This is a genomic window from Pseudobutyrivibrio sp. 49 (genome assembly GCF_900100545.1).
Taxonomy (GTDB): domain Bacteria; phylum Bacillota; class Clostridia; order Lachnospirales; family Lachnospiraceae; genus Pseudobutyrivibrio.
Map to the genome: position 1 here is coordinate 1 of NZ_FNDP01000027.1, position 25831 is coordinate 25831.

General features: G+C 38.9%; 29 protein-coding genes and 1 pseudogene. All 30 read right to left on the minus strand.

Translation table 11 applies throughout. The features are described 5' to 3' along the window. Window positions 1-333: 333 nt before the first annotated feature. The gene (locus tag BLP54_RS14510; protein ID WP_090171038.1) at window positions 334-552 is read right to left on the minus strand and encodes a hypothetical protein; all 219 of its coding nucleotides are present in this window, start codon (window positions 550-552) and stop codon (window positions 334-336) included. 84 nt (window positions 553-636) lie between these two features. Further along, window positions 637-1233: a DUF1349 domain-containing protein gene (locus tag BLP54_RS14515; RefSeq protein WP_090171041.1), complete on the minus strand. Its 597-nt coding sequence runs from the start codon at window positions 1231-1233 to the stop codon at window positions 637-639. A 6-nt stretch (window positions 1234-1239) separates the two neighbouring features. Then, window positions 1240-1608 carry a YccF domain-containing protein gene (locus BLP54_RS14520; protein WP_090171044.1) on the minus strand — a complete coding sequence of 123 codons (369 nt, stop codon included), beginning with the start codon at window positions 1606-1608 and terminating at the stop codon, window positions 1240-1242. Between the two features lie 2 nt (window positions 1609-1610). Continuing rightward, the gene (locus BLP54_RS14525) at window positions 1611-2234 is read right to left on the minus strand and encodes a DUF4317 family protein (RefSeq protein WP_090171107.1); all 624 of its coding nucleotides are present in this window, start codon (window positions 2232-2234) and stop codon (window positions 1611-1613) included. Between the two features lie 88 nt (window positions 2235-2322). After that, complete coding sequence (locus tag BLP54_RS14530) at window positions 2323-2805, minus strand: DUF6548 family protein (protein WP_090171047.1); 483 nt, start codon at window positions 2803-2805, stop codon at window positions 2323-2325. 95 nt (window positions 2806-2900) lie between these two features. After that, window positions 2901-3416 (minus strand): CbrC family protein, encoded by a 516-nt coding sequence (locus BLP54_RS14535; RefSeq protein ID WP_090171050.1) that lies wholly within the window; start codon window positions 3414-3416, stop codon window positions 2901-2903. Between the two features lie 13 nt (window positions 3417-3429). Then, window positions 3430-4677, minus strand: coding sequence for an HNH/ENDO VII family nuclease (locus BLP54_RS14540; RefSeq protein WP_090171053.1), 1248 nt, complete (start codon window positions 4675-4677; stop codon window positions 3430-3432). Then, entirely contained in the window at window positions 4674-6194 is a 1521-nt protein-coding gene (locus BLP54_RS14545) for a hypothetical protein (RefSeq protein ID WP_090171056.1), read from the minus strand. Before BLP54_RS14545 ends, BLP54_RS14540 begins: the two co-directional genes overlap by 4 nt. Next, window positions 6191-6625 carry a hypothetical protein gene (locus tag BLP54_RS14550; protein ID WP_090171059.1) on the minus strand — a complete coding sequence of 145 codons (435 nt, stop codon included), beginning with the start codon at window positions 6623-6625 and terminating at the stop codon, window positions 6191-6193. The genes BLP54_RS14545 and BLP54_RS14550 overlap by 4 nt, the downstream gene beginning before the upstream one ends. 30 nt (window positions 6626-6655) lie before the next feature. Next, on the minus strand, window positions 6656-7759 hold the full coding sequence (locus tag BLP54_RS14555) for a zinc ribbon domain-containing protein (RefSeq protein ID WP_242870721.1): 1104 nt from the start codon (window positions 7757-7759) through the stop codon (window positions 6656-6658). Window positions 7760-8023: 264 nt separating this feature from the next. After that, complete coding sequence (locus BLP54_RS14560; RefSeq protein ID WP_090171062.1) at window positions 8024-9448, minus strand: ATP-binding protein; 1425 nt, start codon at window positions 9446-9448, stop codon at window positions 8024-8026. A 209-nt stretch (window positions 9449-9657) separates the two neighbouring features. Beyond that, window positions 9658-10014, minus strand: a complete 357-nt coding sequence (locus tag BLP54_RS14565; protein ID WP_090171067.1) for a hypothetical protein — start codon at window positions 10012-10014, stop codon at window positions 9658-9660. A gap of 12 nt (window positions 10015-10026) precedes the next feature. Next, window positions 10027-11058 carry an ArdC-like ssDNA-binding domain-containing protein gene (locus BLP54_RS14570; RefSeq protein ID WP_176754589.1) on the minus strand — a complete coding sequence of 344 codons (1032 nt, stop codon included), beginning with the start codon at window positions 11056-11058 and terminating at the stop codon, window positions 10027-10029. Between the two features lie 23 nt (window positions 11059-11081). Further along, entirely contained in the window at window positions 11082-11375 is a 294-nt protein-coding gene (locus tag BLP54_RS14575) for a SpoVG family protein (RefSeq protein WP_090171073.1), read from the minus strand. A 144-nt stretch (window positions 11376-11519) separates the two neighbouring features. Next, window positions 11520-12698 (minus strand): relaxase/mobilization nuclease domain-containing protein, encoded by a 1179-nt coding sequence (locus BLP54_RS14580; protein WP_242870722.1) that lies wholly within the window; start codon window positions 12696-12698, stop codon window positions 11520-11522. 61 nt (window positions 12699-12759) lie between these two features. Beyond that, window positions 12760-13044 (minus strand): hypothetical protein, encoded by a 285-nt coding sequence (locus tag BLP54_RS14585; RefSeq protein WP_090171077.1) that lies wholly within the window; start codon window positions 13042-13044, stop codon window positions 12760-12762. Window positions 13045-13115: 71 nt separating this feature from the next. Next, the gene (locus BLP54_RS14590; protein ID WP_242870723.1) at window positions 13116-13448 is read right to left on the minus strand and encodes a plasmid mobilization protein; all 333 of its coding nucleotides are present in this window, start codon (window positions 13446-13448) and stop codon (window positions 13116-13118) included. Window positions 13449-13458: 10 nt separating this feature from the next. After that, a complete protein-coding gene (locus BLP54_RS14595; protein WP_090171081.1) occupies window positions 13459-14154 on the minus strand; it encodes a CD1107 family mobile element protein in 696 nt (231 codons plus the stop codon). Continuing rightward, a complete protein-coding gene (locus tag BLP54_RS14600; protein ID WP_176754590.1) occupies window positions 14135-14413 on the minus strand; it encodes a DUF4315 family protein in 279 nt (92 codons plus the stop codon). Before BLP54_RS14600 ends, BLP54_RS14595 begins: the two co-directional genes overlap by 20 nt. Before the next feature lie 8 nt (window positions 14414-14421). After that, a complete protein-coding gene (locus BLP54_RS14605) occupies window positions 14422-15771 on the minus strand; it encodes a C40 family peptidase (RefSeq protein WP_090171084.1) in 1350 nt (449 codons plus the stop codon). Beyond that, entirely contained in the window at window positions 15771-18293 is a 2523-nt protein-coding gene (locus BLP54_RS14610; RefSeq protein ID WP_207646787.1) for a VirB4-like conjugal transfer ATPase, CD1110 family, read from the minus strand. Before BLP54_RS14610 ends, BLP54_RS14605 begins: the two co-directional genes overlap by 1 nt. Before the next feature lie 13 nt (window positions 18294-18306). After that, a complete protein-coding gene (locus tag BLP54_RS14615; protein WP_090171088.1) occupies window positions 18307-19173 on the minus strand; it encodes a VirB6/TrbL-like conjugal transfer protein, CD1112 family in 867 nt (288 codons plus the stop codon). Window positions 19174-19270: 97 nt separating this feature from the next. Then, window positions 19271-19483, minus strand: coding sequence for a Maff2 family mobile element protein (locus BLP54_RS14620; protein ID WP_090171090.1), 213 nt, complete (start codon window positions 19481-19483; stop codon window positions 19271-19273). Between the two features lie 237 nt (window positions 19484-19720). After that, on the minus strand, window positions 19721-21079 hold the full coding sequence (locus BLP54_RS14625) for an ATP-binding protein (protein ID WP_090171092.1): 1359 nt from the start codon (window positions 21077-21079) through the stop codon (window positions 19721-19723). 205 nt (window positions 21080-21284) lie between these two features. After that, window positions 21285-23030, minus strand: a complete 1746-nt coding sequence (locus BLP54_RS14630) for a VirD4-like conjugal transfer protein, CD1115 family (RefSeq protein ID WP_090171094.1) — start codon at window positions 23028-23030, stop codon at window positions 21285-21287. Continuing rightward, the gene (locus tag BLP54_RS14635; RefSeq protein WP_090171097.1) at window positions 23027-23506 is read right to left on the minus strand and encodes a PcfB family protein; all 480 of its coding nucleotides are present in this window, start codon (window positions 23504-23506) and stop codon (window positions 23027-23029) included. The genes BLP54_RS14630 and BLP54_RS14635 overlap by 4 nt, the downstream gene beginning before the upstream one ends. Window positions 23507-23574: 68 nt before the next feature. After that, entirely contained in the window at window positions 23575-23925 is a 351-nt protein-coding gene (locus BLP54_RS14640) for a type II toxin-antitoxin system RelE/ParE family toxin (protein ID WP_090171100.1), read from the minus strand. Further along, window positions 23926-24087, minus strand: a complete 162-nt coding sequence (locus tag BLP54_RS15930; RefSeq protein ID WP_176754591.1) for a hypothetical protein — start codon at window positions 24085-24087, stop codon at window positions 23926-23928. A 130-nt stretch (window positions 24088-24217) separates the two neighbouring features. Further along, window positions 24218-25156: a ParB/RepB/Spo0J family partition protein gene (locus BLP54_RS14645; protein ID WP_090171104.1), complete on the minus strand. Its 939-nt coding sequence runs from the start codon at window positions 25154-25156 to the stop codon at window positions 24218-24220. Next, a pseudogene (locus BLP54_RS14650) lies at window positions 25116-25529 on the minus strand (ParA family protein); the annotation flags it as partial. The pseudogene BLP54_RS14650 and the gene BLP54_RS14645, both read right to left, overlap by 41 nt. Between the last annotated feature and the right edge of the window lie 302 nt (window positions 25530-25831).

Genomic DNA, 25831 nt, shown 5'->3' on the forward strand with positions numbered 1-25831 from the left:
ACTCCATTTGCACTTTCAAAGCTACTTATCGACAAAAGAATTCCGATTCTAACAGGACAATATGAAGTCTCGCCAGACGACATCCTATTAAAACCGGAACTCTTAGAAAAATAATATTTTAGAGCAGACAGGTAACCACTCAATCATCATTTTTACTTAATGACGGGTGGAATTTACTTTTGCTCAATTATTTCCAGTCGTCTGTTTGCCATGCAAACAAACAGACTCTGTAAAACGATTTTATCACGTTTTACAGAGTCGTCAAATGTAGTTTTGATTGTAAATAATTGTAAAAAACTCAACTGAGGCGTTTTTGATGTTCTTTGCCAGAAGTTAGTTTTTCATTTGAGCAAAAATCTTATTATCCTTATCAAAGAATACCCAGTCACCTTCGTTGATATCCTTGGCCAGCAGCTCTGCATCCGCCACCTCCATATCAATCTCCTGTCCTGTCTCGTCACGTAATCGGAGCAACACCTGAAACTGGTATCCCTCCGGTCTCTCCTCGCAGCCATAGTCTGCTTCCTGGATTCTTTTTACAATGTACTTCAAGCTAATTACCTTCTTTCTAACTTATTTTCCCCTATACTATAACCATTCTGAAACTACTTGTTTTGATTCTTTAGCCTGTGCACCCTAATCTGGATGCTGGCCATCATGTGCTTTCCATGCACATTCTGTGAGTCTCATATCCGTAAATATAGCTTTAAAAGTTGAATCTTCAGGACTGCAAGCATATACTCCAAATCGAATTGTTCCACCGCCTTCCCACATATGACACACTCTCATCTGTGAAAAGTTTTTACCATCTGTTGAACATTCGATACAATAATCATCCTCCCTACGACTTAAGCGATACCACATATATTTAACATCTGCTGGTATAGCTGTAGTTGCCCAGTCTGAATAACCATGATTTGTCACTACTGAACCCAAATGCTGGAATTCATCATTCTCATATTCAACAGATGCCTTTAGCCAATTATCCGAATCCAAATACAGGACAATACCGCATTGGTCAAAACGATGATGACTTTCTGAGAAATCAGTCTTCACAATAAATGAAAAGAATTTCTCATCTGTTTCCATCTGGAGCACAGGCGCATTATCATTACGAAAATGATAATACGTTCTCTGCCATAAATCTGTATGTGGCTCTGTAGTGATTTCTATTCTATCTTCTTTAATCTCAAACTCTCTTGGTGCTCTTGTCCATTCCAACTTTTCAATCATACTAAGTTACCCCACCTTCACAACTCTGGCTCCAAATGGCGCAATTGCAAGCTTTGCAATCTTGAAAAACTGCTTACCAAATGGAAAACCGATAATTGTAATACATAGCAATATTCCTATTAACGCATTGCCGAGAGCAAGCTCCAGTCCTGAAACAAAGAACCAGATTATATTCAGCAGACAAGATACTGCGCCGCCCTCATCTACCACATCTTTTCCAAATGGATTCAGCGAGATTGATGAAAGCTTAAAGCACTGCACTCCCACTGGAATGCCTATGATTGTGATGCACCACAGTGCTCCTGCCAGCCACCAACCTATGGCACTGAGCAAACCGCCGCATATTATCCAAATTACGTTTCCGATAAATTTCATACTCACCCCTCCAAATCCAAAAACTTCATCAACTCTCTGGCTTCCTCATAATCCTGGCTGTAGAAATTCGCATGATTTATATCTGTGCTCCTATTAGTAAATGCCGGATAAAGGAAACCCGCCTCAGGTGAATGTGGTACCTGCTCCTCATCCACTGGCGAAATTGCCATAATCAGATACTTATAAACCTCTTCCGATTCATCCTGATAAGACTTGTCGCTGCTCTTGATTGGCACATCATAAGCCCCATAGTAAACGTAAATCGCATAAGGCCTTCCCTTAGGATATTTCTCCGCTATCAACTCATATAAATTAAGCATCAGCGCATCATTCTTCAATTCGCATTCACGAATTGCATAAATCATCTGCCAGATAGATCCTGGCCCCATTCCCGGAATCTTATACTGAATCAATTCCTCATTTGGCTTTGCAAATGGTATCGCCTTTGCGATATCAAGACATCTATTCTTTTCCGCTCCCTTCAGACTCAGGAAGCTTGTATTAAATGTGCCGTCTATATAGCCTTCCTCATCTATATACGCACCTGCAATTCTAACTAGGTTGCTGCGAGCCGATGTAAATCTGCGTGTAAGCTCTAGCATGTCGTCTCTGTTAATCTGTCCCATGTTTATGTCCTTTGTATTTTGTATAAGGGTATTGTACTTCTTTTCAAAAAAGAGTGCCATTCATTTGAATAGCACTCTCTTAAATCTATTACATTATGTAAGAAAGAATCATTAATACTACTAAAGCCGCAACACCCAATGCTCCAATAATAAATACTGGTGAGACATAGTCGTCATCGTCATAATCATTTTTATGTTTTTCAAAGCTACTATAATCTGTTCTCATTTTAGGAAGTGGCTGCTTTTCAGATTCTCGTTTAGCCTTCAACAATTCAGCCAGAGGATCTTTTTGATTTAATAGTTGCTTGTGAAAGTTTTCCAGTTCTATCAAATCGTTTTCCATCAAATCCGGAGCTGAATTCTCATGAGCGATCTGATTCCTAATCCATCTTAGATGCTTAAGTTTTTTATATTTTTCATTCCAGTTAACAACTCTTCTAGAACCCTGTAAATCCATAGCCTCCATCTGATTAATGTACTCAGTTACGCCTTGTTCTGTCTGATACATATCCCTACATATGCTATCTACAGATTTGTATTCTTCAAAAAATCCAATTTCTAGTTCTGTCATTTCAACACCTTGTCGATAGAAGTAAAGTAACCCAAATACCTATTTCTTACATGAGCTGAGGTTGCCTTTTACTAAAATCATTGAAGATTATCTTATCAATCTGCATCCACTCGCAGATGGTAATTACCACAATGTAAGCAACGAAACAAGTATCCACACAAATTTCCATCTTTTGTGAGATATTTACGAGCATCTTTCCAACCTTCAAAAGAACCATTCTCATCAAATAAATCATCTGCAACTCCAAGTTCTTCTAGTTCTTTCGTTCCCACCGTACCAAGATACTCGCAATAGTCATTACAACATGCAACCCAGTTTTCACCTTGCCAGCTTACATAGCCTGGAGTTCTACACCATAGTTCATCTGAAGCTGCTTCATTATCAATTGGATCTGCATCCTGTATAAATGAACCATCAAACTTTTCGGCAGCTTTACCAGAAGCTATACAATCTATACAAATACAATCAATATCTTCTGTTGTGTACATCGTCTGTACATATGCTTCAACTTCCTTGCCACAACAATTACAAATTCCTTTACCAAACTCAACAATTCCACATTCATATACATTTGGATGGTACTTAAATTTAGGTAATTTACTTTTATCCATATTTGTATCCTCATTAACCTACTAATGTAGCATATGCTTTCCAAAAAGTCTGTCTCTTTGCAGCCCAATTAGGATCTCCTGTATTGGGATTGTGTACCCCTGTTTTTCCTTGTGTATTCAAAATAAATGCGTTTCCTTGATGTTCAGCTTCTGTTAATACAGCTAACGTTCCATCTGCATCTTGGTTTATATGATGTAATTGATACACTTTACCAGTTGCAGGATCAACTGGCGCATAACCTTTCTGCATTCTAACAAGATTTGTCACTTGTTCCCCTTTTAATTCAGATACATAGTTCAAATCTATATCTCTAACTAATGCTAACCTACCATTAACCATCTTGGTATAAAGGCCTGCATTTTTATAAACATTGTACTCTTCCATGCTCTTAAATTGCTTTATAAGGTCAATCGGAAAACCTGATTCTGCTTGAATTGCAGCTGCTTCGTTCATAGTAAGACCATTCAAAGTTGCCCCTTTTAAAGCAATAGCCTCAGCACCGCCACCAACAATAGCTCCAGTTATAGCTCCCCATTTAAATCCAGCTGCACCAGCTTGTATTCCTTTTTTTAGAGCAAGATTAACATCTTCTGTCTGATATGCAGTGGTAATTGTAGCCGCGGCCCCACTTATTAATGCTCCTGATTGCGCAAATGTTGTAGCTGTTGTAGCAGAACAAGCAAAAATCATTCCTACTGCCGGAGTACCTGCCCCTGCCGATATAGCAGAAACAGTAACGCTAATAAGAATTACTCCGGAGCCAACAACTACATCCTCTATAACTTTTCCATAGTCCTCAGGTTCACTACTCTCCAGTAACACTGGAACTGTTTTTCCATTTTCATCTAGCGTAAAAACATATTTTTTACCACCAAACGCAGCATCAAGCTGAGATGAAGTGTAACCAAAATAAATGTTTTCTTGGGAATTGAACTCTAATTCTTCAATATACTCTTTGGGATAATAAACAGCTTCAACATTTTCAACAAAGTATTCTTCGCTATCCAACTCAGAAACTAAATCTAGATATACTGAATCTTCAACATAATTTAAAAGATTTGGATCATCTAAACCAGAGAATTCTATGTCGGGTTCCGTTGAAAAAGAATTCTCTCCTGTATTTTCACCAATATTCCCTTTGCTATCAGTTGGAGAGACAACCGACTCTTCTACACTAGCATCTTCTACTTGATTGGCACTTGCACCACATCCTGTGAGAACTAATATAAAACTGAGCGCAATCACAAATATCTTTTTCATTGCTCCTGCTCCTCCCCATCTATATTCTCATCTTCGAGTTCACTTTGTTCGTCATTTTGATGCTGCTCTTTGGATTTTCGATTAATTATCATTCTTTTTCCTACCCAAACAGCTATTATTCCTACTATAACAATGAAAACGATTTTTCCTGTATTATTTTTGTGTGATACAACATCTTCCGGTTGCTCAGCTGCTTCTTCGACATTATCAATAGCCTCGGAATCAACTACTTTATTTACTTCATACTCTTCATTACTATCTGTCTCACTCAATTCTTCAACTATTTCTTGTTGAGCAGCTGGCGTAATGATATTTCCATCGTCATCAATATAAGCTCCTGCAGCCAATTTTTCATTAATCTCTGCCACAGAAAGTCCTGTGGCAACATGAGCTTTCAGTACATCAGTGTTTCCTACATAGATTTTCTTTTCTGTCGTTGCTGAAGTATACCTATTAGTAGCCTTTATCGTATAAACACCTTCATCAGTATACATACGACCTTCTTTAGCAGCCCCATTAAACTTTGTATCTGCCACTAGTCCATCTAAACTATCCGTCATAACCTCGCGTTTAAGCTGAAGTTTTAAATATTTCTGCTTAGCCAAATCTATGTAAAATCCACTCTCAGCAACATTCGAATTATTAATAAACTGGTTTGTTTGAGCATCTCTTATAAATAATTTGCAGTCCCCATTACGTACTGAAAAATTAAAGCTAACCCTATAATGTAATGTCTTTGGCAAAACCGATGCTCCAAAAACTGTTGTATTGCTATACTTAAGTGCATAATCTAATGCAACTTCATAATCACCCTCTTCCAAAAGATCTACTCTAGTATTTGCTCCAACTGTCGCAGAAGCCTCTAAAAAATTCTTATAATAATTCGTTTTTTTATTTTTGTGATAGTCTGTTTTTCTAATAAAAAGCATGCCCTTTCCAAAATCTTGGATATCAACATCTTTAAACTGACTATCTGTTCCCTCTGGATCCGCAACAACTTCAATCTTAGGATTACCATTGCATGCATTTAAATCCTGCTCCAAATTAAACCAAAGAGAAACTTTATCACCTACTTCCTTAAGAATAACTGGAGTTCCATCAGTTGTTTCCGTCTCTGCTGTATATCCACTTACATAAAACTTACCAATATTCCAGCCACGATGAGGGTCATCATGTCCAATCTCCTGCGAACCATAATATCCTTCAGCGTTTTTGCATCGTACTAGATTATTATTATCTCCTAATATAAACGCATCAGAGGTATTCAATGTTTCAGCCTCCGCATTTTTGTTATATGCATAAAATGTATACACTTCTTCTATTTTCTTATACTCATAATCATTCTTGTTATAAAAAAGAATATTACTGCTTCCAACTTCCTTTCTGACCTCATAAGCTACAATAATTCTGTAATAACACCCACTTGTCAATTGGACGTTAGTTGTTTTATAAACAGAATCCTCCTTCTTAACAGCTGAATTGAAGTAATCAGTTACAGTCTCATCTAAATCCGTCACCCATATTTCGCCATCTCGCGAAGTTTGTATAACATAGGCACCCTCCTTAATCTTCCCATTAAGCTCAATTGTGCCAATTTTTTGTCATCATTTTCTACAACTTCCCAACCATCATTTTTTATAGATTCTGGTAAACCAACAATGTTTGCCTGCACCTCCAAATTATCATCGACATCAACATCAACGGCATAAGCATCAACACCATTCCTTGTAGAAACACCACTTATTTTTCCTTTAATTTTAAATCGTTGTACATTAAATGAGCTAATTGAGCTACCAGGTAAATCAAAGTCATCATCTTCCCCAAACTCATATATTATGTTTTTAAGAGTTTTGGTATTCTCATTTGTTTCAGCGTGGACACTCCCCATTGGGACTAGGCAAACCACCATCGCTAAAGAAAGAATGTAGACAATTGCTCTTTTAATCATTTTACTACCCCTCCTAATTATTAATTAGAATTAAATGCAGTCAGCTTCACTATCATCAATCACAGTAATTTCATCTTCATCAACATCAATAATTACTTCGTTTTTAATGTCATTAAAAATCTGCTGCTCTTCTTCTGACTCTTTATGCTTTTCTGGATTGCTAAGCATTGTATCAGTTAATGCTTCTTTTAGTCTATCACAGCAAGGCTTGAAAGTAACAAATGTTATTCCGCCGCCTATAACTCCACCAACAACCGGTATGGTCTTCTTGAAAAAACCTGCGAACACTTCTTTAGTCATATTTACGCTAAACCATTTTGCAACAGACTTAACTATTGGATAAAAAGCTCCTTTAGTTAATGCAGCATGTAAAAGCTTCTTTTCAACACCAGAAGCTAACGCTTTAGCCATAGCCTTAATAGCATTATTCGCACTAGCCACGCCATACATTATTCCTAAGCATATAGTCAAACAATTGATTGTTTCAGAATCAAGCATCACATCATTTTCTTTTGTATTTAGTTCAGGAAAACCATATAAATACAGCATTTTTTGCGCTGCTCTCAACATATAACCATAATACTGAGCAATATCTGCAGGAATTGTAGCCGCCATAGCAGCTCCCCCTGGAACGCCTAAAGCCACTGATATTCCTGAAACGGCATTTCTTTCAAACTTTATAACTTCATCAGCTATTTTATCTATATCCTCTTTAGCAATACCAGCCTGAGCAGGATTTGATTCTATTGCCTTATCTATTACTTCCTGTGGATAGTTCTTAAAAAATTCTTTTCTAAGGAACTCTTCTCGATTGATTTTTACTCCAGGCACTTTTAAAGCCATAAGAATTATGTCAACACTATCGATTTGACCATTTCCATCTTGATCCAAAGCATTAATTACGGCTTGTTGTGACTTGTCGACCATATCTTTTGACTTTGATGCTAAAAGAGTTGCCTTTCCCGAAGCTTTTTTTACCATCTTCCCACCTGCTTTAGTGGCATTTGCAGCTGACTCTTTTATCTGCTCTTTATCTATGGTAAATCCAAACTTCTTAGCTTCTATCTTTGTTCCACACTCTGGACAAAACTCATCCTTTGAGCCCACATTAGCTCCACATGCTTGACACTTCATTTTATATACCCCTCTTCGTTTATTTGATAATATCATTCTAAAAAACCATACAAACATAGTATATATCCTCTTCCGCAAATCTTTAAGCACTATTTCACTTTTTTTGCGGAATAAAAGCTTCTGATGATATGACCAGCCAGCAGGCTTATAAAGAATCCTGTGATGCTGAGTTAAGAATGAGAGGAATGCAAAATATAATCGGACCGAAATAATGTTAGAACCTGTCACCATATAAACTTGGTGGCAGGTTCTTTTTTATATACTCTACTTGTATAGATCTTCTACTGTAATCAGCTTTACATTAAACATATCAGTATTTTTTACCCAATCTGTAAAGCCGCTTAAAGAAAATAGAATTAATGTTGTGACATTATAGCTGCCAGATATTAGCTTAGATCTTCTAATAAGGGTATCGAATATCTCTTTATCTATTTTTTCATTTTTAAATTTACACTCACCTAAAATAGCTGTTTTATCTATCGTAGATATACCTACAACATCGATATCTGCAGACTGTTGATAACGCTCTCCGTTTGCATCTATCATCTGCTCTACACCCCACCAAGTACCAACTTCTGTTATAAAGGAACCAAATTCTCCAAGAATACCGTGCTCCAATGTGTAATAACGGCACATATCTTCAAATACACTTCCCATAAAAGAATGTAATCCACTCTTTACAACTTTTTCATAATATACCTGGCCCTGCCCCATTTCTATTACACTTATAGCCTTAGGAATAAACTGATACCAGAATTTAAACATATGGTCTTTAAGAACATATTGGGTTTTCTTCTTATTCTTTTCCTCTGTAATACATTTTTTCTTCTCAACAAGCCCTACATCGATAAGCTTTTCTAAAGAATAGAGAACCGTACTGTCCTTTTCCTTTACCTTTGCGGCTATAATATTAAGAGCGGTCTCGCCTGAAGCTACCTGCTCAATAACATTGTTTACAAGGGTCACATCAGAAAATTCTTGCGTTAACAGGTTCTTTGTTTCATCAAATAAATAGCCATCCGTATTAAAGAAAAGTTTGATTATATTTTCATCTAGGCTTTTTGAAGAATCAAAAAGTGCCAGATACTTTGCTACACCGCCAGTAACACCATAACAAATAGCCTTGTCTTCTGGTGAATAGTTAGGTACAAACAGAGCAGAATCCTTGTAGTTGAATGCATCCAGTTTTAGCTGAGAATCTCTACGACCGAAAATAGGACTCTTTTCACTAAGCACTTTCTTTTCCATAAAGCTAAGAGCTGAACCACACAGAATAAGCATCAAGTTTTTATCCAGCCACTGAGTATCTATATATTTTTGTAAAACAGACAATAACGCATCGTCTTTTTCTGCCCAGTATGGCAGTTCATCAATAACCAAGATTAGCTTTTCTTCTTTACTTGACGCCTTGCTTGTTATTATATCAAGAACACTTTCTATATTGGGAAATGTGGCGTTACTATACGCAGGATCTAACACATCAAAAACCTGTTTTGAGAACAACTCCAGATTTCTTTCGGCACCTACTTTTGTGGCTGTATAAAATATAGCCTTTTTCCCTTTAATGAACTCACTAATAAGGAATGATTTACCTACTCTTCGTCGACCATAAATTACTGTCATTCCAAAGCCATCTTTTTCGTATATAGTCTGTAGTGATTCTAATTCTTTTTCTCTACCAATAAACATGTGCGCTCCTTTTATTCAAATCGTTTTCATTCAAACACATTTGAATCAAATCTATTTGAATATAATATATCACATTTTATACTCATTTGCCATACAATATGAACATTAAATTAACTTCATGAGCCCATATTTGCACGTTGTTAAATCCTTCTCTACCCCATTATCTCCGCCATTTTATGTAGTAGGGCAGCCTCAGCTGCCCTTTATAATCACTCTTCCTCTTGTGCTAGCTTCTCATTTTTGAAGAAATCATAAGCTTCCAGAAAGTGATTCTCGCCATATAACAGATCCATAAAATAGTGATATGGCGCCACAACCTCAAGAGCCACTTCGAGAATAATAGTTGCGAGTGTATCTTCAAGATAATCTAAAAACTTTGCCTGTACTTCTTTATCAGGAGAATATTCAAAAATCCTCTCAGTATATTCACCATGACAAAATTCTTTCATGTGAATATCAATATCACCACTTGTATAGATGCAAATTGCAAATCCCTGGCAATGTGCACTGAAGCGAATATAGTGATTATAATTATTAACAGTAATTGTCATTTTCTTCTCTGCCATAACCTTCCTCCATTAAATGCTTGGTTCATCCTTCTTTTTTGAAAATATGCCTTTATCTTTTCCTAAAAATTTCTCTTTTAGCTGATCTAAAACCGATGGTTTCTTATCAGCTAATGCTTCAATCTCTACAGCATCTGTAGCTATACTTTCATAATTTATTGCATCCACCTCTTTAGAGACTTCTCCCATTGCAAGCTCAGTATTTAAATCAGAAATGATACTGCTGGCTGTTCGTCTAATCAGCTGCATTGAAGATTTCAACTCGTCCAATTCTTTGTTTGAACTCCAGCCTGCAATGTAGCCAAAGGAATAATCAGAAGTATCTATTCCGAAATATTGGCAAACTGCGTAAGCTACAGACTCTGCTTCAACCTCTTTTGTCCTTCTATCCTTTGAAGGCATTTCTTCATTTTTCTCCTTGTCCGGCTTGCCATGTAGGATGGAATGAGCCAACTCATGAATCAGAGTTTTCAAAGTCTGAGCCTGAGCCATATCCTGCTGCACAACAATCTTGTTATCCTTCTGAGAATAGAATCCCTTGGCTCCGCCTTCGATGTCTCTGTACTCAATTGGCACTTTTGCAATTTCATGAATAGCCTTGGTTATCTGATTGAATCTTTCCACCTCACCCTGAAGCTGATTCACTCCAATTGTTGGCAGTTCCTTGCCTTCCGTATCAGACACATCAAAGACTGTAGCGACTTTAAACTTTGTCACCTCAATAGTCTTCTTGGCTCCTTCCTTTTCGGAATTTTCATCATCCACCTCAATCTTCACTTTCACAGGTGAGATAATCTTGATTCCCTTGGAGCCCTTTTTTACGTACCTATCAAAATTCTTTTTCCAGGCCTCATAGCCTGCCACCAAACTTGCATCTGGTCGCTGCATTGCTATAAGCAAAGTGTTATTGAAGCTGTAGTTATGAAACTTAGACATAGTACGCAAATACGTTTTGTATTTTTCAGAATCAAAAAGATCACGGATGCCCTGCTCGAGCTTTTCCGTGATTTCATTCATCTTGGCTTTAGCATCTGTCTCTGCCATAATCCTCATCTCCCTTCATAAAATTAAACAGTAAACTCTAAGTTCTTATCCTCCTTATAGCTCTCCATAATCTTTCCATAGAGCATTTCTCTAAACTCTTTTGTTACCGGATATGCGATATCCTTGAACTGAGCCTTTCCGTTTGGATCAAGTTCCTTAAGCTTGTAGCTTGGCATAGAAACGAAAAGTCCTCCCTTCTTACTTTCCACAATTGAGATATTTCTCACAGCGTACTTTCCATCAAAAGTCACTGTTGAAAGACCTCTTACATTTCCTTCTGTTCCTGTAAGCTTTGTTGTTCTGATTTCAATTTTCATAAAATGTTTCCTCCTGTGTTTTTGAATTTTTCTTTTAAGGTCAAAACCTGCTTGAGCGAGTCACGTAAGCTGGCGCGGGTCCGTCAGAGTTCCTTGCAAGCAGGGTTTTTGGCAGACAAAAACGAAAAAAGACCCATTCGGGTCTTAGCAACGCGACTTCGTCTGCGAACTTTTGGACTTCTCCTGTTCGTCCTTTTTTGCATCTTCCAATTGATAAATCATCTCCAGATTCTTCTGAGCAATCTGGTACTCACGGTACTCTTTTTCCAGCTGCTTATACTCTGCATAAACAGCTTTCTTCTCCTGGAGCACCTGTCCATACTGTTCTCTCAGTTCCTTTATCTTTGGCAATTTCTTGTAGCCACTCTCATCGAAAACCTTGATTGCATTCTGATACAGCATCAGCTCTCCTGAGTGTTCCTCGTAAAAGCTCTTATTGAATTTACGCTTTTTATACTCATCGTAGATTGGCTTTGTTTTAGCAAAATCGATTATGGCGCATTGAAGCTTCTTGTTTTTGCTTAAAATGTGCTCTTTCTCCTTAAGCAAATCTAAGAGCTCATTCTTCTTTCCAGTTTTCTCATCTGTATACTTTTTCAACTCCTCATAGGATGAAATCCCTTTTTCCTGCAGGAAAAGAATCGTCTTGGAAAGCTGCTTTGCATTGAACTTTTTAGCCCAATTGATATAGCCCTTGCCATAGCCTTCCAAGACTTTTCCCTCAATATCCTTAAGGAATTTAATCTCACCATCCTTGATGTTGAAAGTCTTTCTCTTGGATTTCTTTCGAGACCAGTTTTCTTTATTCTTCTGCTCGATAACAGATAGACCATTCTCCAAACAGATTAAATCGGAAACCTTCTGAAGCGTTTTTCCTGAGCGCCAGTAATCCTTATATTTCCTTTTTCCATCAATGCTGACTGAATTAAAAACAATATGGTTATGAATATGCTTCCTGTCATCATGGGTATAAACAGCAAAAGCATATTTCCCCTTAGTGAACCTCATGGCCAGCTCGTACCCCAGCTCATTGGCCTTTTCTGCAGATATCTCTCCTGGCTTGAAGGACTGCCTTATCTGGTAAGCTATTATTTCGTTTTTACGAATTGCTCTTTTTGATTTGTGGTATAAATTTTTTGAAAGCATGAACTCTTCTACAACAGTTCTCTTATCACACTCGTAGGTTGAAATAAGCTTTCCATCTTCGGTCTTGTCTTTGTTTTTGTAATAATCAAGCCTGGAGATTAAACTTTCTGCAATACTTTTGCCCTTAGCAATGTGCAATGCCATTAGTCTTGTTGCCGCCATAAGATTTCCTCCCATACAAAAAGCAGCCTCCCCGTTCCCAGAAAGACTGCTCGTTAAACAATATTAAATTCTCTACTTAGATCCGCTTCAATGTATCCCGAAGTGAATCAAAAAACAGCTGCAGGTTTGCTGCGAAAAATAAAGCCAACACCACCAACAGAATAACTACTCCACTGATTGCCGCTGTAGGCAAATCGCGACCTAAGAGATTTATGATGCCAAGGATTGCAAAGATATTGATGATAATACCTCCAAGCCTTCCTCCAATTTCAATAGAAGCCTTGGTTAAAAGTGATGCAATTGTAAGAAGCGCAATCACTGGAAAAAGTAATATTTTCAGTAAAACTCTCAAGATAAACATATCAAAACCTCCCATTTGAAATCTTTTTCTTTGAGTCTATTTCAACATTTTTACAATTGCAAGGATGTCAACTAACTGATTGCCTCATATTTCTTCAGAAGCTTTTTGGAGTTATCCCAGATATCATCCAAACGCTGCTGCAAATCTTTTATATCCTGCTTATAAACCACTCCCATGCCGTTGGCCTTCTTGGCGTACTGGTTCAGATTGTTTGAACACATACGAAGCAGATACACCATTTCGCTGATGTCCTTGGTATCCATTTTCACGCAATACCCATCCATCAGCATCTTCCTGGTGTACAGACTCATATTGGAAATATCCAGCTCATCCATCTTAAATCTCATTCTCCTCAGCTCCTCATCCGTGAGCCGGACAGTAATGCGATTAACACGTTTTGCCAACTAACACCTCCTAATCCACAGGAATATCATCATAATCCTTATCCTCTGGACCAGATGGAATCGTAATATATTCCTCTCCATCATCGATGATTGGCCCTGTCTTTTTCTTGATAAAGCTTGACTTGTTACTATAAAAATAAAGACCACCTACTCCAGCCATTCCTATCAAAATGCAGATAACAAAGATATCACTTTTATTGGCTTTCTTGGTGGTCTTTTGTTTAGATTCTTTTGGAGCATCACCGCCTGTATCCTTAGGATTTTCTTCTGTGGTGGTAACTGTCGGTGTAGTTTCTGCTGCTTTCTTCTCTTTCTCTAGCTCCTTCTTTTCGTCATCATCCAAAAGCTCTAACAGGTCTCTTTCATCAACAAGGTTGAGGAAATGAACTGTATCATCCCCATTGTCATCCCTATCAATAATAAGGTAAAAGATATTTCCATTCTTAGTAGTAACTGTGATAAACTGCTTACCTTCAGACTCCTTTTCGTCGAAGTCATCCACAATCGATAGATTGCCAGCTGGTGTAAGAGACTTGTGCTCCTCATAAACATCATCACCTTCATCGACATCTTCATCTTCCTCCTCATCTATCACTGACGTATCTACATTTGCTGGCACGTGAGCCTCTGCTGTGATTGGAACAAATGCAAATGCTAAAACTCCGACAAGTGTCAGCATCATCAATTTAAGCTTCATCCTCTTCATAAGAATCATCCTCCTTTGTAATATTCGTATTTGCGATTTCATCTATTGTCTTTCCTCCTGGCAAATTATCCTTTGAATAAGCGATTAAATTTGCCAGCTGCTCCGGTGTCAAATCTGCTGCAAGCATCATATCGTGGATGCAGGTCTTTTCCATCTCAGCAACCTTCTTTTCCAAAGCCTTTACCTTACCATCCCACTCAGTGCGTTTCGCCTTTGCACGCTTCAACTCTGCTCTGAGTTTATCTAATCTTTCAAACATGCTTCCTCCTAATTCTTTGGCAATCGACCAAAACATAAAAAGTGATTTCTGTAATACTTGGTTTCAATAGATGTGTACTGGATAGGATTTCCACAGTGGAGCATTATCCCGTTGCCGCAATATATCCCCACGTGAGTGGCTCCCTTTTTGCTTTTCTGAGTTCCCTTAAAGAAAATCAAATCTCCAGGTTTTGCCTCCGCCTCAGAAACAACAGTACACTTAGCCTTCAGACCATTGCAGTCAGTTCTGCCTACATTCCAGCCGCTGTGGTTCAGCACCCAGCATACAAATCCACTACAGTCAAATCCCTGCTTTGGATTGGAACCGCCCCACACATAAGCACGTCCCAAATACTTCTCTCCTTCTGCAATCATTGCTGCAAAAGTTTGATCAGTCAGTGCCTCAGGAGGAACCTCCAAATCATCAGGAATCTCAATATCCGTATAAAGGTCATCAAACAACTCAGGCTTATTTCCCTGAGTCTGCAAAAGCATCTGATAGCGCTGCTTCTGAACCTCTCTAAGTGGCTTTGAATTAATCACTGAGCCAAGACCTTTATTATTAAGCTTCACTGTAAGAATCTTCACCTTATATTCTTCTTCAGCTTCATAGGTGTACTTTTCAATTACAGGCTTTCCATCTTTTCCCGTCACTGTCCTGTAGCCAGTTCTGGTAACTGTCCTGGTTCTCGTTTCAGTCCTCTGAAAATACTTAAGGTCGTACTGCTCATCGAAAAGCTCCTTCACCTTCTGCTTCATATCGCGTCTGGTGAAGTTCTCATACACCACCGTTAAATAAGAAATCAGCTCGTAGGGATTGTGACCAATCTCTTCAAGCTGATACTCGTACTCATCGAATCCTTTGAAATCCTTCTCCGTATTATTGATTGTTTTCCTAAGCTCTTTTTCAAGCTTGGTGTAATCTGAATTCACACCGATGATATCCTCATCATAGGCTGTATAAGTGCCCGCCATAAACGTATCACCCATTGAACCAAGTAATGCCGTAAGACCGACTTTCGTATACTGCATCACAATGAAAATCGCTAGAATCACAGCCAGGATTACAAGCACTACAGGATTTGCAGCCACAAACTCAACTACAGTCTGTGCAGCTTTCCTCATTAATTCTGCTGCAGATTTAGCAAGCTTAGCTGCCTCCTCTGCAACCTTCTTGCCAGCTTCTGCAGCTGCCCTTGAAGTCTGCTGCACTGCCTGTGCTCTGGCTCTTTCAATCTGCCTTCTTTGAATCTGTTTCTTTATCAGCTTCTTGGTCAGCTTATGAGCATCACTGGCTGCCCTTTGCCCATAGGGTAAGGCTTCAGTACCTACGTTATCATCCTGATTGTAGTCATACATCACATACCTCCCATCATATTCATCTGTGCCAGCTCCTCAGGCCTTGTAGTCAGATACTTATAAAGCAGGTTATCCTTCGGGAAATTATCCTTAAACGGAATTACCACGCTGCCGCAAAACATCAGCCCTTTTCCCGGTGGAACGTTGGTCACATACTTGAGCTGGGCATCACTGATTCCAAGACTTTCCGCTAAGATTTGCTTGTCCTCAGCACCTTGATTGAGAATGTACACAAACTCGCAGTTTTCAAAGATATTGCTGATTTCCGGACTCGATAATACGTCCTTTACATTCTGTGTCAGCGCTGTAGGAATACCACCCCACTTTCTGAATCGCTTATAGATTTCTACGGAATATGCTGCAGTCTGTTCATCCTTCAAAAGAAGATGAAACTCATCCATGTAATATCGTGTGGTCTTTCCGATATCACGGTTCATTGTGACTCTGCCCCACACCTGGTCATGCACGATCAGCATTCCCACCTTCTTCAGCTGCTTGCCCAAATCTTTGATGTCATAGCAGACTATTCTGTTGTTGATATTCACATTGGTGCGATGATTAAAGACATTTAGAGAGCCTTTCACATAAAGCTCCATAGAAGTTGCAACCTCTTTCGCCTCCGGCTCAGATTGCTTCATAAGCTCCTTGTAGAGATCTTCCAAAAGCGGCATTCGCTCAGGTATTGGATTCTGATAATATTTGGCGTATACGTTTCTGATGCATCTATCAATGATGGTCTTTTGAATACCTGTCAGGCCATCTCTTTGATTTAGAATCAGCTCACACAGAGATAATAAAAACTCTGCTTTCAGCGAAACCGCATCTTCTCCATCAGAGTAGTTGTCATTGATATCCATTGGGTTGATATACTGGTTTGACTTCTGACTGATGTGAATCACCTGCCCGCCAAATAGATTTACAAGAGGTGCATACTCTCGCTCAGGATCATTGATGATAATGTCATCATCTGAGCTTAGCACCACGTTTACAATCTCTCTTTTTGCTGCCAGTGATTTACCAGAACCTGGCTTTCCAAATAACATTCCATTTGGATTATTGTTCTTTTTCCTGTCTGCAAAAATCAGCTCTCCTGTGATTGCGTTCGTGCCATAATACAAATCATTTTCATCCACCTTGGGTAAGTCTGGCACAAGAAAGGGCACAAACACTGCCACCGCAGAAGTTGTAAGCTTCCTGTCCTTTCTGATAAGGTTTGCTCCTAATGGAAGCGCACTCTTAATCGCCTTGGACTGCCTGTAGTTCAAAGGATAAGTTTCACAGCTAAACTGCTGGGCGATGCTCTTTTGCTGCTTCACATTGTTATTAAGGCTCTCCTTGGACTTTCCTGTAGCCATAAGAAGAAATGTCATATTAAACATTCTCTCATTCTGACTCTGCAAATTCGAAAGCATCGAGCTGGCATCCTGCCCGTAAAGATTAAGGTCGTTTGGAATCAGATCCATGTCATAGCCACCCTTAATAGCTTTCTTCTGCTCATCAATTTTGTTTGAATCGATGTTAGTAATGGTTCGCTTCACTCCTCGGATTGCCTCATGCTGATTCACCGACTGTAAATGGATGCTGACAACCTGCTCAATATCCAGCTCCAACAGCTCCTCAATAAACTGATCTGAAATCTCAGGTGCATCATAAGAAAAGCTTGTGACCTGACCATAATAGCCAGGCTTCTTGAATATGCTTTTTGTTGGATAGTCGATGTTTCTTTCTAAAGTTCCCTGTCCAAACTTCAACTTATTCAGCAATTCCATTCGCTGATTGCCGTTTAAGGTTTTGGCTTTCACATCCATATCCTCAAAGTTTTCAAGAACCTTTTCCTCTATCTTCTTAAGTCTGCCTCTGGCTTCCTTAATTGATGAAGCATGCACGCCAAAAGTAAGATATTTCTTTTTTATAAGTGCATTCTCCATTGAACCCAAGTTTTCAATAAGCATCTTGGAATACTCTTCTCTAAGGTTGTCCTTGTCATCTCCACTTAATTTGATGCAAAGATGATTCTTATATCTATCAGGGTTCGCATATACGTTAGCAAAGGTAATTTCAAACTCCACACTGGTATCAAAGTAATTAAGGAATTTCTTCCAATTCTCAAATATCAGCTGCTTCTCCTCCTCGGATGCCAGCTTGTAGTTGGTATCCTTGAATTCAATTGTCTTGGAGTATAAATCACCATCCACCAGACATATACCGTTGTTATACATCCTGTCAAAGAGCACTTTTTCCTGATTCTTACCAAGCTTGAATTCAATCGCTCTTTGAATAATTAACTCCAGGGTGTCCCCATCCTTCTCATACATTGCCACAAAAAATAGCGGCATCATCACCGCCATCATCGCCAAAGTCGGTACACTCACATCTACCGGCATTTTCTTTATGAGAAAAAATGCAGGAATGCCAATCAGTGCCGCCAGTGAAAAGCACACAAACTGCCTCTTGGTCAGCCCGAAAGCCACCTTTTCCTTTACCCTGGATAAATCGCTTGGGACTTTTACATTTATCGACATAATCGTTCCTTCCTTACTGTGCTGAAAATACTCTCTTTGATAATGTGCCTGTCTTGAACAAACTGAAAACCAGAAGTATGTTGTAGCCCATGATTCCCCAAATGGTTCCCACAATGTCATCTGTTACGCTGATATTCTGAATCAGCACTGCATAGATTCCTATGACAATCAAGATTAGGAATCCTTGGAATCCAATAGCAAGCAGACTTCTTACATAGTTCTGACCAATATGGCTCTGCTCCTTATTTCCAAAGGTTGAAAATGGTAGCGGTGCCATGCTCACAAGCAGATAAATCTCAATCATACGGCCATAGATGACAACGAATATGATTATCGAAATAAGCTTAAGTCCTGCTGCAAGTCCTGCAATCTGAGCGTATATCACTAGAATCTCACCTACTCCCATACCCTCAAGAATCGTTCGCATATGCGATAGCTGCGGGCCAGTAACTGCCGTGGATTCAGTGATTAATCCTCCTGCATCCTTAGCCACTTTGCAGGTAACATCGAATATCGCCATCGTGAAATCAAAACAATGTGTAATCGCCATCACCGCTACATACGTCTTTACGAACCATTTCATAAAAATGAAAGTCTCAAAGTTCTGCATGTTGTTGTAGGCTATCACCATCTGAATCAGCTCATAGCAGGCTATAAACGTCATAATTATTCCTGCTATTGGAAGCAGCACCGTCTCCGAGGTTGATTTAATCATCGGATAAACCCCTGGAATAAATGTCTCAGGGCTTTTCGCCATCTGGCTGGCTACGTTTGCTACTTCATCATTCACACTATCAAAAAGACCAGTCAGAACCCATATAATTCCATCGATGAGCTTGTCCTTGATGTAGTCCGCCATCGAATCAAAGATTAACTCCATATGCTGTTCTCCTTGTCTTTAGTTACATTAAAAAAGGGCTGAAAGCAACGCCCTCAGCCCCAACAAAAGCTCCCGTATTCAGTTGTAGTAATGCCTCTTAGAACAATCCAGCAAGGAGTGGAATGATCTTGATGCCCACGAGAATGATACCGCCACCGCTCATGAACTGCTTCATTCCCTGTGACTTAGCACCTGGGTTATCAGAACCATAACCTTCAAGGAGGTTAATCGCACCCCAAGCTCCTACGCCTGCTCCAATTGCACATACTAAAGTTGCCATTACGTTTACGCCTTCGTTAAAAAATGCCATGTTGATACCTGGTTCGGAATCTCACCATCATCCCTTTTCCTTCACCCGGAATCTCACCATCATCCTCATCACCTTCATTCGGAAGCAGCGAGCCTCCGAATTTTCCTTTCTTAAAAAAATAGTTTATAGTTGCGTCTCACACCCTCATCCTGCGCACCTGATTTTGGGCATAATAATAGACCAGAAATTCTGGGCGTCCCCAGAGTTCTGGTCTATGTAAAGTACTTATTCTGTTTATTAAATATCACATAATGCAAACATATACGCCGGTATTCGCAAAATGCCCTCAACTTCTACAAGATTCTTTGGATGTACAATCATTGGATTATCAACCTTACGTTTAAAAATATCTGTAAATTTTCCAATAGAAACTGCACTATAATTCTTAGAAGATTTAACCTCTATCGGGTTAAGTCTATAATTTGTCTTACTGTCATTAGAAAGCAAAAAGTCAATTTCAATATCGTTTCGATGCTTTTCTTCACTGTATCTAGTGTAGAAATACAGTTTTTTGCCTTTTGCTGCTATAATCTGAGCGATTACATTCTCATACAGCATACCTTCATTTAGTGATAATTTTCCATCCATTATGTTGGCAAATACTTTTTGCTCTGTAATCTCATTTTCAGCAAATGCCAAGCTTACAAGAAGTCCTGTATCGCCCATATAACACTTTACAGCAGATTCGTTTTTATTTAATGCTAGGCCAACATTCGGATCATTACACTTATAGCACAAATTACAAATCATAGAATCATCAAGCCAAAATAATGGTTCATCATACCTGTCAAAACTTGCACCTGGTTCAATCTCACTTAATACGATTTTCTTTTCATGAGTTGAAAGATAGCCAGGGATGTTTTCAAATATTGCTGACACCTTAGAGTTGTATCTACGCGCAGCCTTTCGAATATCATCTCTGTAAAGATTTAAAATATCACGTTTTTCAACATCTGCCGCAAAGAAATCTCTTGCATTATTCTTAAACGCAACAACCGATTGTGGCATGCCCCCGACAAGAATATATTCCTTGAACAGATGCATTGCCTTTTTATGCTGGCTCTGATCTAATGGCACTTTCTTTTGGTAGCAATCACGTATGTACTCGACAAGAAGATCTTCACCCATATAATCCATGAATTCTTCAAAATCCACCGGATACATCTTTAATTTTCGCTCTTCAGAAGGAATAGTTATACCTTCAACATTTTCCTTGATAGATATAAGCGAGCCTGTTTCAATGTAGTCATATCTTCCATCGGCAACTAGGTACTTTATAGCTTCTCGAGCCTTTGGAAACTTCTGTATTTCATCAAAAATAATCAATGACTCTCGATTATACAGACGCGTGTTATATTCCAGTGAAATGGTTTGAAAGAATACATCTAGTTCATTCAGGTTATCAAATGAATCAAAAATCTTCTTACTTGCCTTATTGAAATCAATCAATACGTAAGATTTATATTCGTTTTTTCCAATTTCTTCAGCTACTGTAGATTTTCCAATTCGTCTAGCCCCTTCAATCAGCAAGGCTTTCGAACCCTTTGTATTTTCCTTCCAATCGAGGATTTTATCATATATTTTTCGTTTAATCATAAGTGCCTCCTTACAGTACGCAAGATAATTTTACCAATTATATGCCATAGTACGCAAGGTATTTTTTTATATTTTCAATTACAGTACGCAAGATAAATCAAAAAACCAATAGACCAATACTATCGCTGGGCGTCCCCAGTATTGGCCTATGTAAATCACTCGTATAAATATCAAAAGGACCCTGATTTCTCAGAGTCCTTGATTATCAAATCATAACCACATCAAACATTTCCCCCTTCTTAAACTTCATTCCTCCCCTCAAATACTTCTCAATATCCAAGTTATTCCTAGAATCATATTCTCCAGTCTCGTGATAAAGCGGATGCTGAGTAACATCATATTTGTCCGACAGGAACGGTCTTACACCTCGAAGTCTTAGGATGCATTTATCACCATCAAGTACTGCCAGCTCATCCATAGACATTAACTCCTTACCAAGCTTCTGGTAATTAGTGGAATAAGATGCATTAGCTCCGCGGCTCTCACCCACGTTATAGATATCGATGGTCTCTTTTCCTAGAATTGTGCTGAGGTCTTTAAGCGTAGTTTGCTCTGTACCACCCAGGAACAACTGGGAATCCATGTTTCCAAGGATTGTATCACAGTGGTCCTTGTAGATAGCCTTCAGCTGTGATTGCGCCTGTAGGAATAAACAAGCACTTATCTCACGGCTTCGGATTGTAGCTACAAGCTTCTCCAAGTTTGGAATCTGTCCCACATTGGCTGTCTCATCAATCAGGCAGCGCACGTGAACTGGAAGCCTTCCACCATAAACATCATCAGCCTTCTCACAAAGAAGATTGAATAGCTGAGTATAGATAAGTGATATTAGAAAATTGAATGTAGCATCTGTATCACTCATGATAAGAAACAATGCAGTCTTTTTATCACCAAGCGTATCTAGCTGCAATTCATCATAAGAAGTAATCTCACGAAGCTCTCTGATATCAAATGGAGCGAGCCTTGCACCGCAGCTAACTAAAATAGACTTAGCTGTCTTTCCAGCCGCTAATTTGTATTTCTTATATTGGCGTACCGCAAAGTGCTGAGGGTCTTTTTCCTCCAGCTCTTTGAACATCAGATCAACGGGATTCTCAAAATCCTCATCATCCTCGCGAACTTCGGAAGCATTCAGGAAATCTAGCAAGGTGCTAAAGTTCTGTTCCTCCTCAGGCGCTTCATAATGGATATAGCCAATAAGGGCTGTATATAGCAAAGTCTCAGCTTTAGTCCAAAACTCATCCCCTGCCTTACCATCGCCTTTTGTATTAGCGACCAGTGCGTTTACAAGCTTTAATATATCCTTCTCGGAGTGGATATATTCAAAAGGATTGTAATGCATACTCTTCTTAAAATTGATTGTATTAAAAATCTTTAATCTGTAGCCGTGATTCAAAAGAGCCTTTCCAGCTTTTACAACCAGGTCACCCTTCGGATCTGTGACTACATAGCTTGAATGCATCTGTAAGAGGTTGGGTAACAGAAAGAATCTGGTCTTACCTGAACCGGAACCACCTATGACGCATACATTTTTATTTCTTCCATATTTAGGTTGCTTAGGACGATTGCTCATCATCAATCGTTCCGTTTGGGTGAGGATGATATTATCCTCAAATCTTGGAGCCTCGAAAGGCTCTATCTCCTGCTGTGTTCCCCATCGTGCTGAGCCATACTCCACGCCATGGCGATATTTCTTAGCATTTTTACCCTTAACATAAACAACCACCTTCATCACAACACCAAAACCAATACCGACCATCAAATCAAAGGGATTGAGGCTTGGAAGAAAATTAGATAGAGCTATCGGAAAAGCATCAAATATTCCATTAATCTTTTCCGATACACTGGTTCCTTCTGCAATTCTCCAGGCCTCCCCCAGATTTGTAGCGAATAGTCCCATCAACACGTAAGGAACATTTAGCAGAATCAATCGTTTCTGCTTTTTTGTCATCTGACCTGCTCCTTTGTTTTTGTTCGTGTTTTCTTTGGCTGTGCTTTTACTTTTGCCACCAGCTGCTTAAGCTTCTCCAGGACGCTTGGTCGCTCCTCTCGCTTAATCATCTTTCTAGTGTACTCATTCATAACTGATTCCAGGGCATCTGTATCTCTAGCTTTAAAGAAAGCCGTGTACACTGGTGGCTTCTGCGATTTATCTTTTGTAATTGCAAAATCCACACCGTACTTCTTGGCAATTCTTTCAAAAGTCTTGATACCCTTATCACCAATCTCCATACTGGTAACGCCCTGGTTCTGTTTTACCAGCTCATCAATTGACTGCTTGCCCTGAATATGAGCATCAATACTATCAAGCCTCTTATTGGCTCTATGCCTCATATAAAGCCTGACACCCGCCATTATGGCTCTAATAGAAAGCTTCGTGCTTGTTATAGCCAACCGGACGGTTTTCTCCTCAATCTCTTCCTGCATCGCATCACCTCCTTTACATAAAAAAAGCAGCAGACCAAACTGATCTACTGCCTTTGGGTGCAATTATTTTATTTTTCTGTTCCGTTCTTGCGTAACCATTTTTTTATGATAGACATCCAATCGCGTCCATCATTCAAGATTCTTAAAACTGTTATAACCGCTTTATCCTCATTTACCACATAAAAGAAAAGATAGCTCTTATGAACTAGCATATATATTACGTATCCGCGATAGTAAAAACTAGTTGGTCTGATAGATGAAGCTGTATTTTTGATATACAGAGCTGCACTTTTCATCTTAGCATCAAAATTGTCTCCGTACTCTTCGTACATAAAATGCTCTAAGATATAAGTTTTTAATTCGATCTGGTCTTCAAGTGCAGATTTAGCAAAAGTAAGTGAGTAATTCTTCAGCGCCATTTATCTGTTTACCTTCACTTCTGCAAGTTTAGCCCAAACCTCTTCTTCAGAAAAAACTCTGCCATTTTCCATATCATCAATAGCTTCATCAAGCATTGAAAAAAGTCTATCCATATTCTTTTCGGTGTCCTTCGCATCAAAAGAAATATCGTGCTGTATCATAATAAAACCTACTTTCTAAAACCATACATTAATTCTGTACATAAAGGGTACCACAAAAAAGCGATTTCAACAACCGATTTAACACTTTCTTAATATGCTTAAACGCTCCAGATTACGCAAAAATTAGCTGTTATAAACAATTATCTCTATTCCTTTGTTTCTTCTGCCACTGCTCCAATAGCTTTATGATTGTATCCTCCATCTGCTTCGGAGTATATGATTTCGGGAAGTACTTCTTAAGCACATCATTCTTAAAAGTAACCCTGTCTACATCCTGTTTCTTTTCCTCAGAAAGAATAATATTCATTCCCTCTTGTGTGATTTTATTATCCAAGGCTAAGACTTTTATTCGCTGCGCCTGTGACAGTGATGGAAATGCCTGAGAATATTCCATTGCTTCTAATAAATCCTTCTGCTGTGTTGGATTTAAGAATGAAAGCTCAACAGCAGGATTAAAGGCAATACGCTTATCATCTACCATATCCATCAGTTCAGGACAGAGGTTTGTCAGACGAATATAGCGCTGTACTTGTTTAACACTTTCACCAGCTTCTTCTGCCACAATAGCATTTGATCTTCTTGAATCCAACTTCGGGCCAACTTGGCCCGAAGTTAAATCAACCCTATTTCCTTGGTGTTTTATAGCATCAAGTTTCATTTTAAATGCCCAGGCTCTTTCACTAGGAAGTATCTCTTCCCTCTGCAAATTACTATCCACCATAAGGATTGTGGCTGCATCATCATCCAAATCCCTTACAATACAAGGAATTGTTTCAAGGCCCGCAATCTCACATGCATGATGTCTTCTGTGACCTGAAAGAATCTCATAACCATCCCCATCAGGTCTTACAATGGCAGGCTGTAGAACACCAAACTCCTGAATGGATTCAACAGTCTTTGCCATATCCTCATCATCTTTTACCTTGAATGGATGTCCCTCAAAAGCATGAAGCTCTCCAAGAGGTATCTCAACTACTACATCACCTTCAGGAGCTTTAGCCTCATCAGCCTTAGCCCCTCCAAAGATATCATCGTAACTGGTCAATTGAATGTTTGCGCGCTCTTTCATTCTTCAATACCTCCTTGGTTAATTCTCTATATGCTTCTGCTACCTTCCCCTTTGGATCGTGAGCATAAATGCTCTTTCCCTCAGCACTTATCTCAGCTGCCCTGACTGAATGAGGAATCTCAGTCTTATAAACCTTAAGCTTGCTGCCATAAGTCTCGCGAATCAGATTACTGATATCCTTAGCGTAATTTGTTCTGTTATCCACCATTGTTAGGAGGATTCCATCAATGTTTAGCTTTGGATTAATCTGACGTCTGACTTTACTAACAGTCTGTAAAAGCTGCTCCAAACCTTTGGCAGACAAATACTGTGCTTGTACTGGAATAACCAGCTGGTCCGCAGCTGCTAACGCATTTACGGTAAGCATTCCAAGTTGTTGAAAGTAACTTTACCTGCAATAAAAATTTCTTTTTTTCTTCAAAATAAATGAAGGCAAGGATAGATTAATCTGAAGCATTTTTTGTCAGATTGTTCCATTCCTTGCCTTCTTCGATTATTATAGCTCTTGTTGTGTATACTGCTAAAAAAAAGCAGGAGCCGCACCTACCACAGTCCGCTCCCGCCTTTTCTAGTTATGCATAAATTAAACTATACACAACCCTTTACAGGAAACTATGATAACTTTACTCGTGAATGAAAACAACCCTTTATCTCAAACTTTTTATAATGAATTAA

Coding starts and splice junctions, on each gene's coding strand:
- BLP54_RS14605 (WP_090171084.1), bottom strand. CDS start 15,771: ATGTATGACTACAATCAGGATGATAACGTAGGTACTGAAGCCTTACCC.
- BLP54_RS14625 (WP_090171092.1), bottom strand. CDS start 21,079: ATGATTAAACGAAAAATATATGATAAAATCCTCGATTGGAAGGAAAAT.
- BLP54_RS14515 (WP_090171041.1), bottom strand. CDS start 1,233: ATGATTGAAAAGTTGGAATGGACAAGAGCACCAAGAGAGTTTGAGATT.
- BLP54_RS14520 (WP_090171044.1), bottom strand. CDS start 1,608: ATGAAATTTATCGGAAACGTAATTTGGATAATATGCGGCGGTTTGCTC.
- BLP54_RS14600 (WP_176754590.1), bottom strand. CDS start 14,413: ATGTTTGAAAGATTAGATAAACTCAGAGCAGAGTTGAAGCGTGCAAAG.
- BLP54_RS14525 (WP_090171107.1), bottom strand. CDS start 2,234: ATGGGACAGATTAACAGAGACGACATGCTAGAGCTTACACGCAGATTT.
- BLP54_RS14565 (WP_090171067.1), bottom strand. CDS start 10,014: ATGGCAGAGAAGAAAATGACAATTACTGTTAATAATTATAATCACTAT.
- BLP54_RS14570 (WP_176754589.1), bottom strand. CDS start 11,058: ATGGCAGAGACAGATGCTAAAGCCAAGATGAATGAAATCACGGAAAAG.
- BLP54_RS14640 (WP_090171100.1), bottom strand. CDS start 23,925: ATGGCGCTGAAGAATTACTCACTTACTTTTGCTAAATCTGCACTTGAA.
- BLP54_RS14610 (WP_207646787.1), bottom strand. CDS start 18,293: ATGTCGATAAATGTAAAAGTCCCAAGCGATTTATCCAGGGTAAAGGAA.
- BLP54_RS14635 (WP_090171097.1), bottom strand. CDS start 23,506: ATGCAGGAAGAGATTGAGGAGAAAACCGTCCGGTTGGCTATAACAAGC.
- BLP54_RS14550 (WP_090171059.1), bottom strand. CDS start 6,625: ATGATTAAAAGAGCAATTGTCTACATTCTTTCTTTAGCGATGGTGGTT.
- BLP54_RS14560 (WP_090171062.1), bottom strand. CDS start 9,448: ATGTTTATTGGTAGAGAAAAAGAATTAGAATCACTACAGACTATATAC.
- BLP54_RS15930 (WP_176754591.1), bottom strand. CDS start 24,087: ATGATACAGCACGATATTTCTTTTGATGCGAAGGACACCGAAAAGAAT.
- BLP54_RS14615 (WP_090171088.1), bottom strand. CDS start 19,173: ATGGAGTTAATCTTTGATTCGATGGCGGACTACATCAAGGACAAGCTC.
- BLP54_RS14585 (WP_090171077.1), bottom strand. CDS start 13,044: ATGTTTATCTTGAGAGTTTTACTGAAAATATTACTTTTTCCAGTGATT.
- BLP54_RS14595 (WP_090171081.1), bottom strand. CDS start 14,154: ATGAAGAGGATGAAGCTTAAATTGATGATGCTGACACTTGTCGGAGTT.
- BLP54_RS14630 (WP_090171094.1), bottom strand. CDS start 23,030: ATGACAAAAAAGCAGAAACGATTGATTCTGCTAAATGTTCCTTACGTG.
- BLP54_RS14555 (WP_242870721.1), bottom strand. CDS start 7,759: ATGAAGTGTCAAGCATGTGGAGCTAATGTGGGCTCAAAGGATGAGTTT.
- BLP54_RS14530 (WP_090171047.1), bottom strand. CDS start 2,805: ATGACAGAACTAGAAATTGGATTTTTTGAAGAATACAAATCTGTAGAT.
- BLP54_RS14620 (WP_090171090.1), bottom strand. CDS start 19,483: ATGGCATTTTTTAACGAAGGCGTAAACGTAATGGCAACTTTAGTATGT.
- BLP54_RS14575 (WP_090171073.1), bottom strand. CDS start 11,375: ATGAAAATTGAAATCAGAACAACAAAGCTTACAGGAACAGAAGGAAAT.
- BLP54_RS14535 (WP_090171050.1), bottom strand. CDS start 3,416: ATGGATAAAAGTAAATTACCTAAATTTAAGTACCATCCAAATGTATAT.
- BLP54_RS14580 (WP_242870722.1), bottom strand. CDS start 12,698: ATGGGAGGAAATCTTATGGCGGCAACAAGACTAATGGCATTGCACATT.
- BLP54_RS14540 (WP_090171053.1), bottom strand. CDS start 4,677: ATGAAAAAGATATTTGTGATTGCGCTCAGTTTTATATTAGTTCTCACA.
- BLP54_RS14645 (WP_090171104.1), bottom strand. CDS start 25,156: ATGAAAGAGCGCGCAAACATTCAATTGACCAGTTACGATGATATCTTT.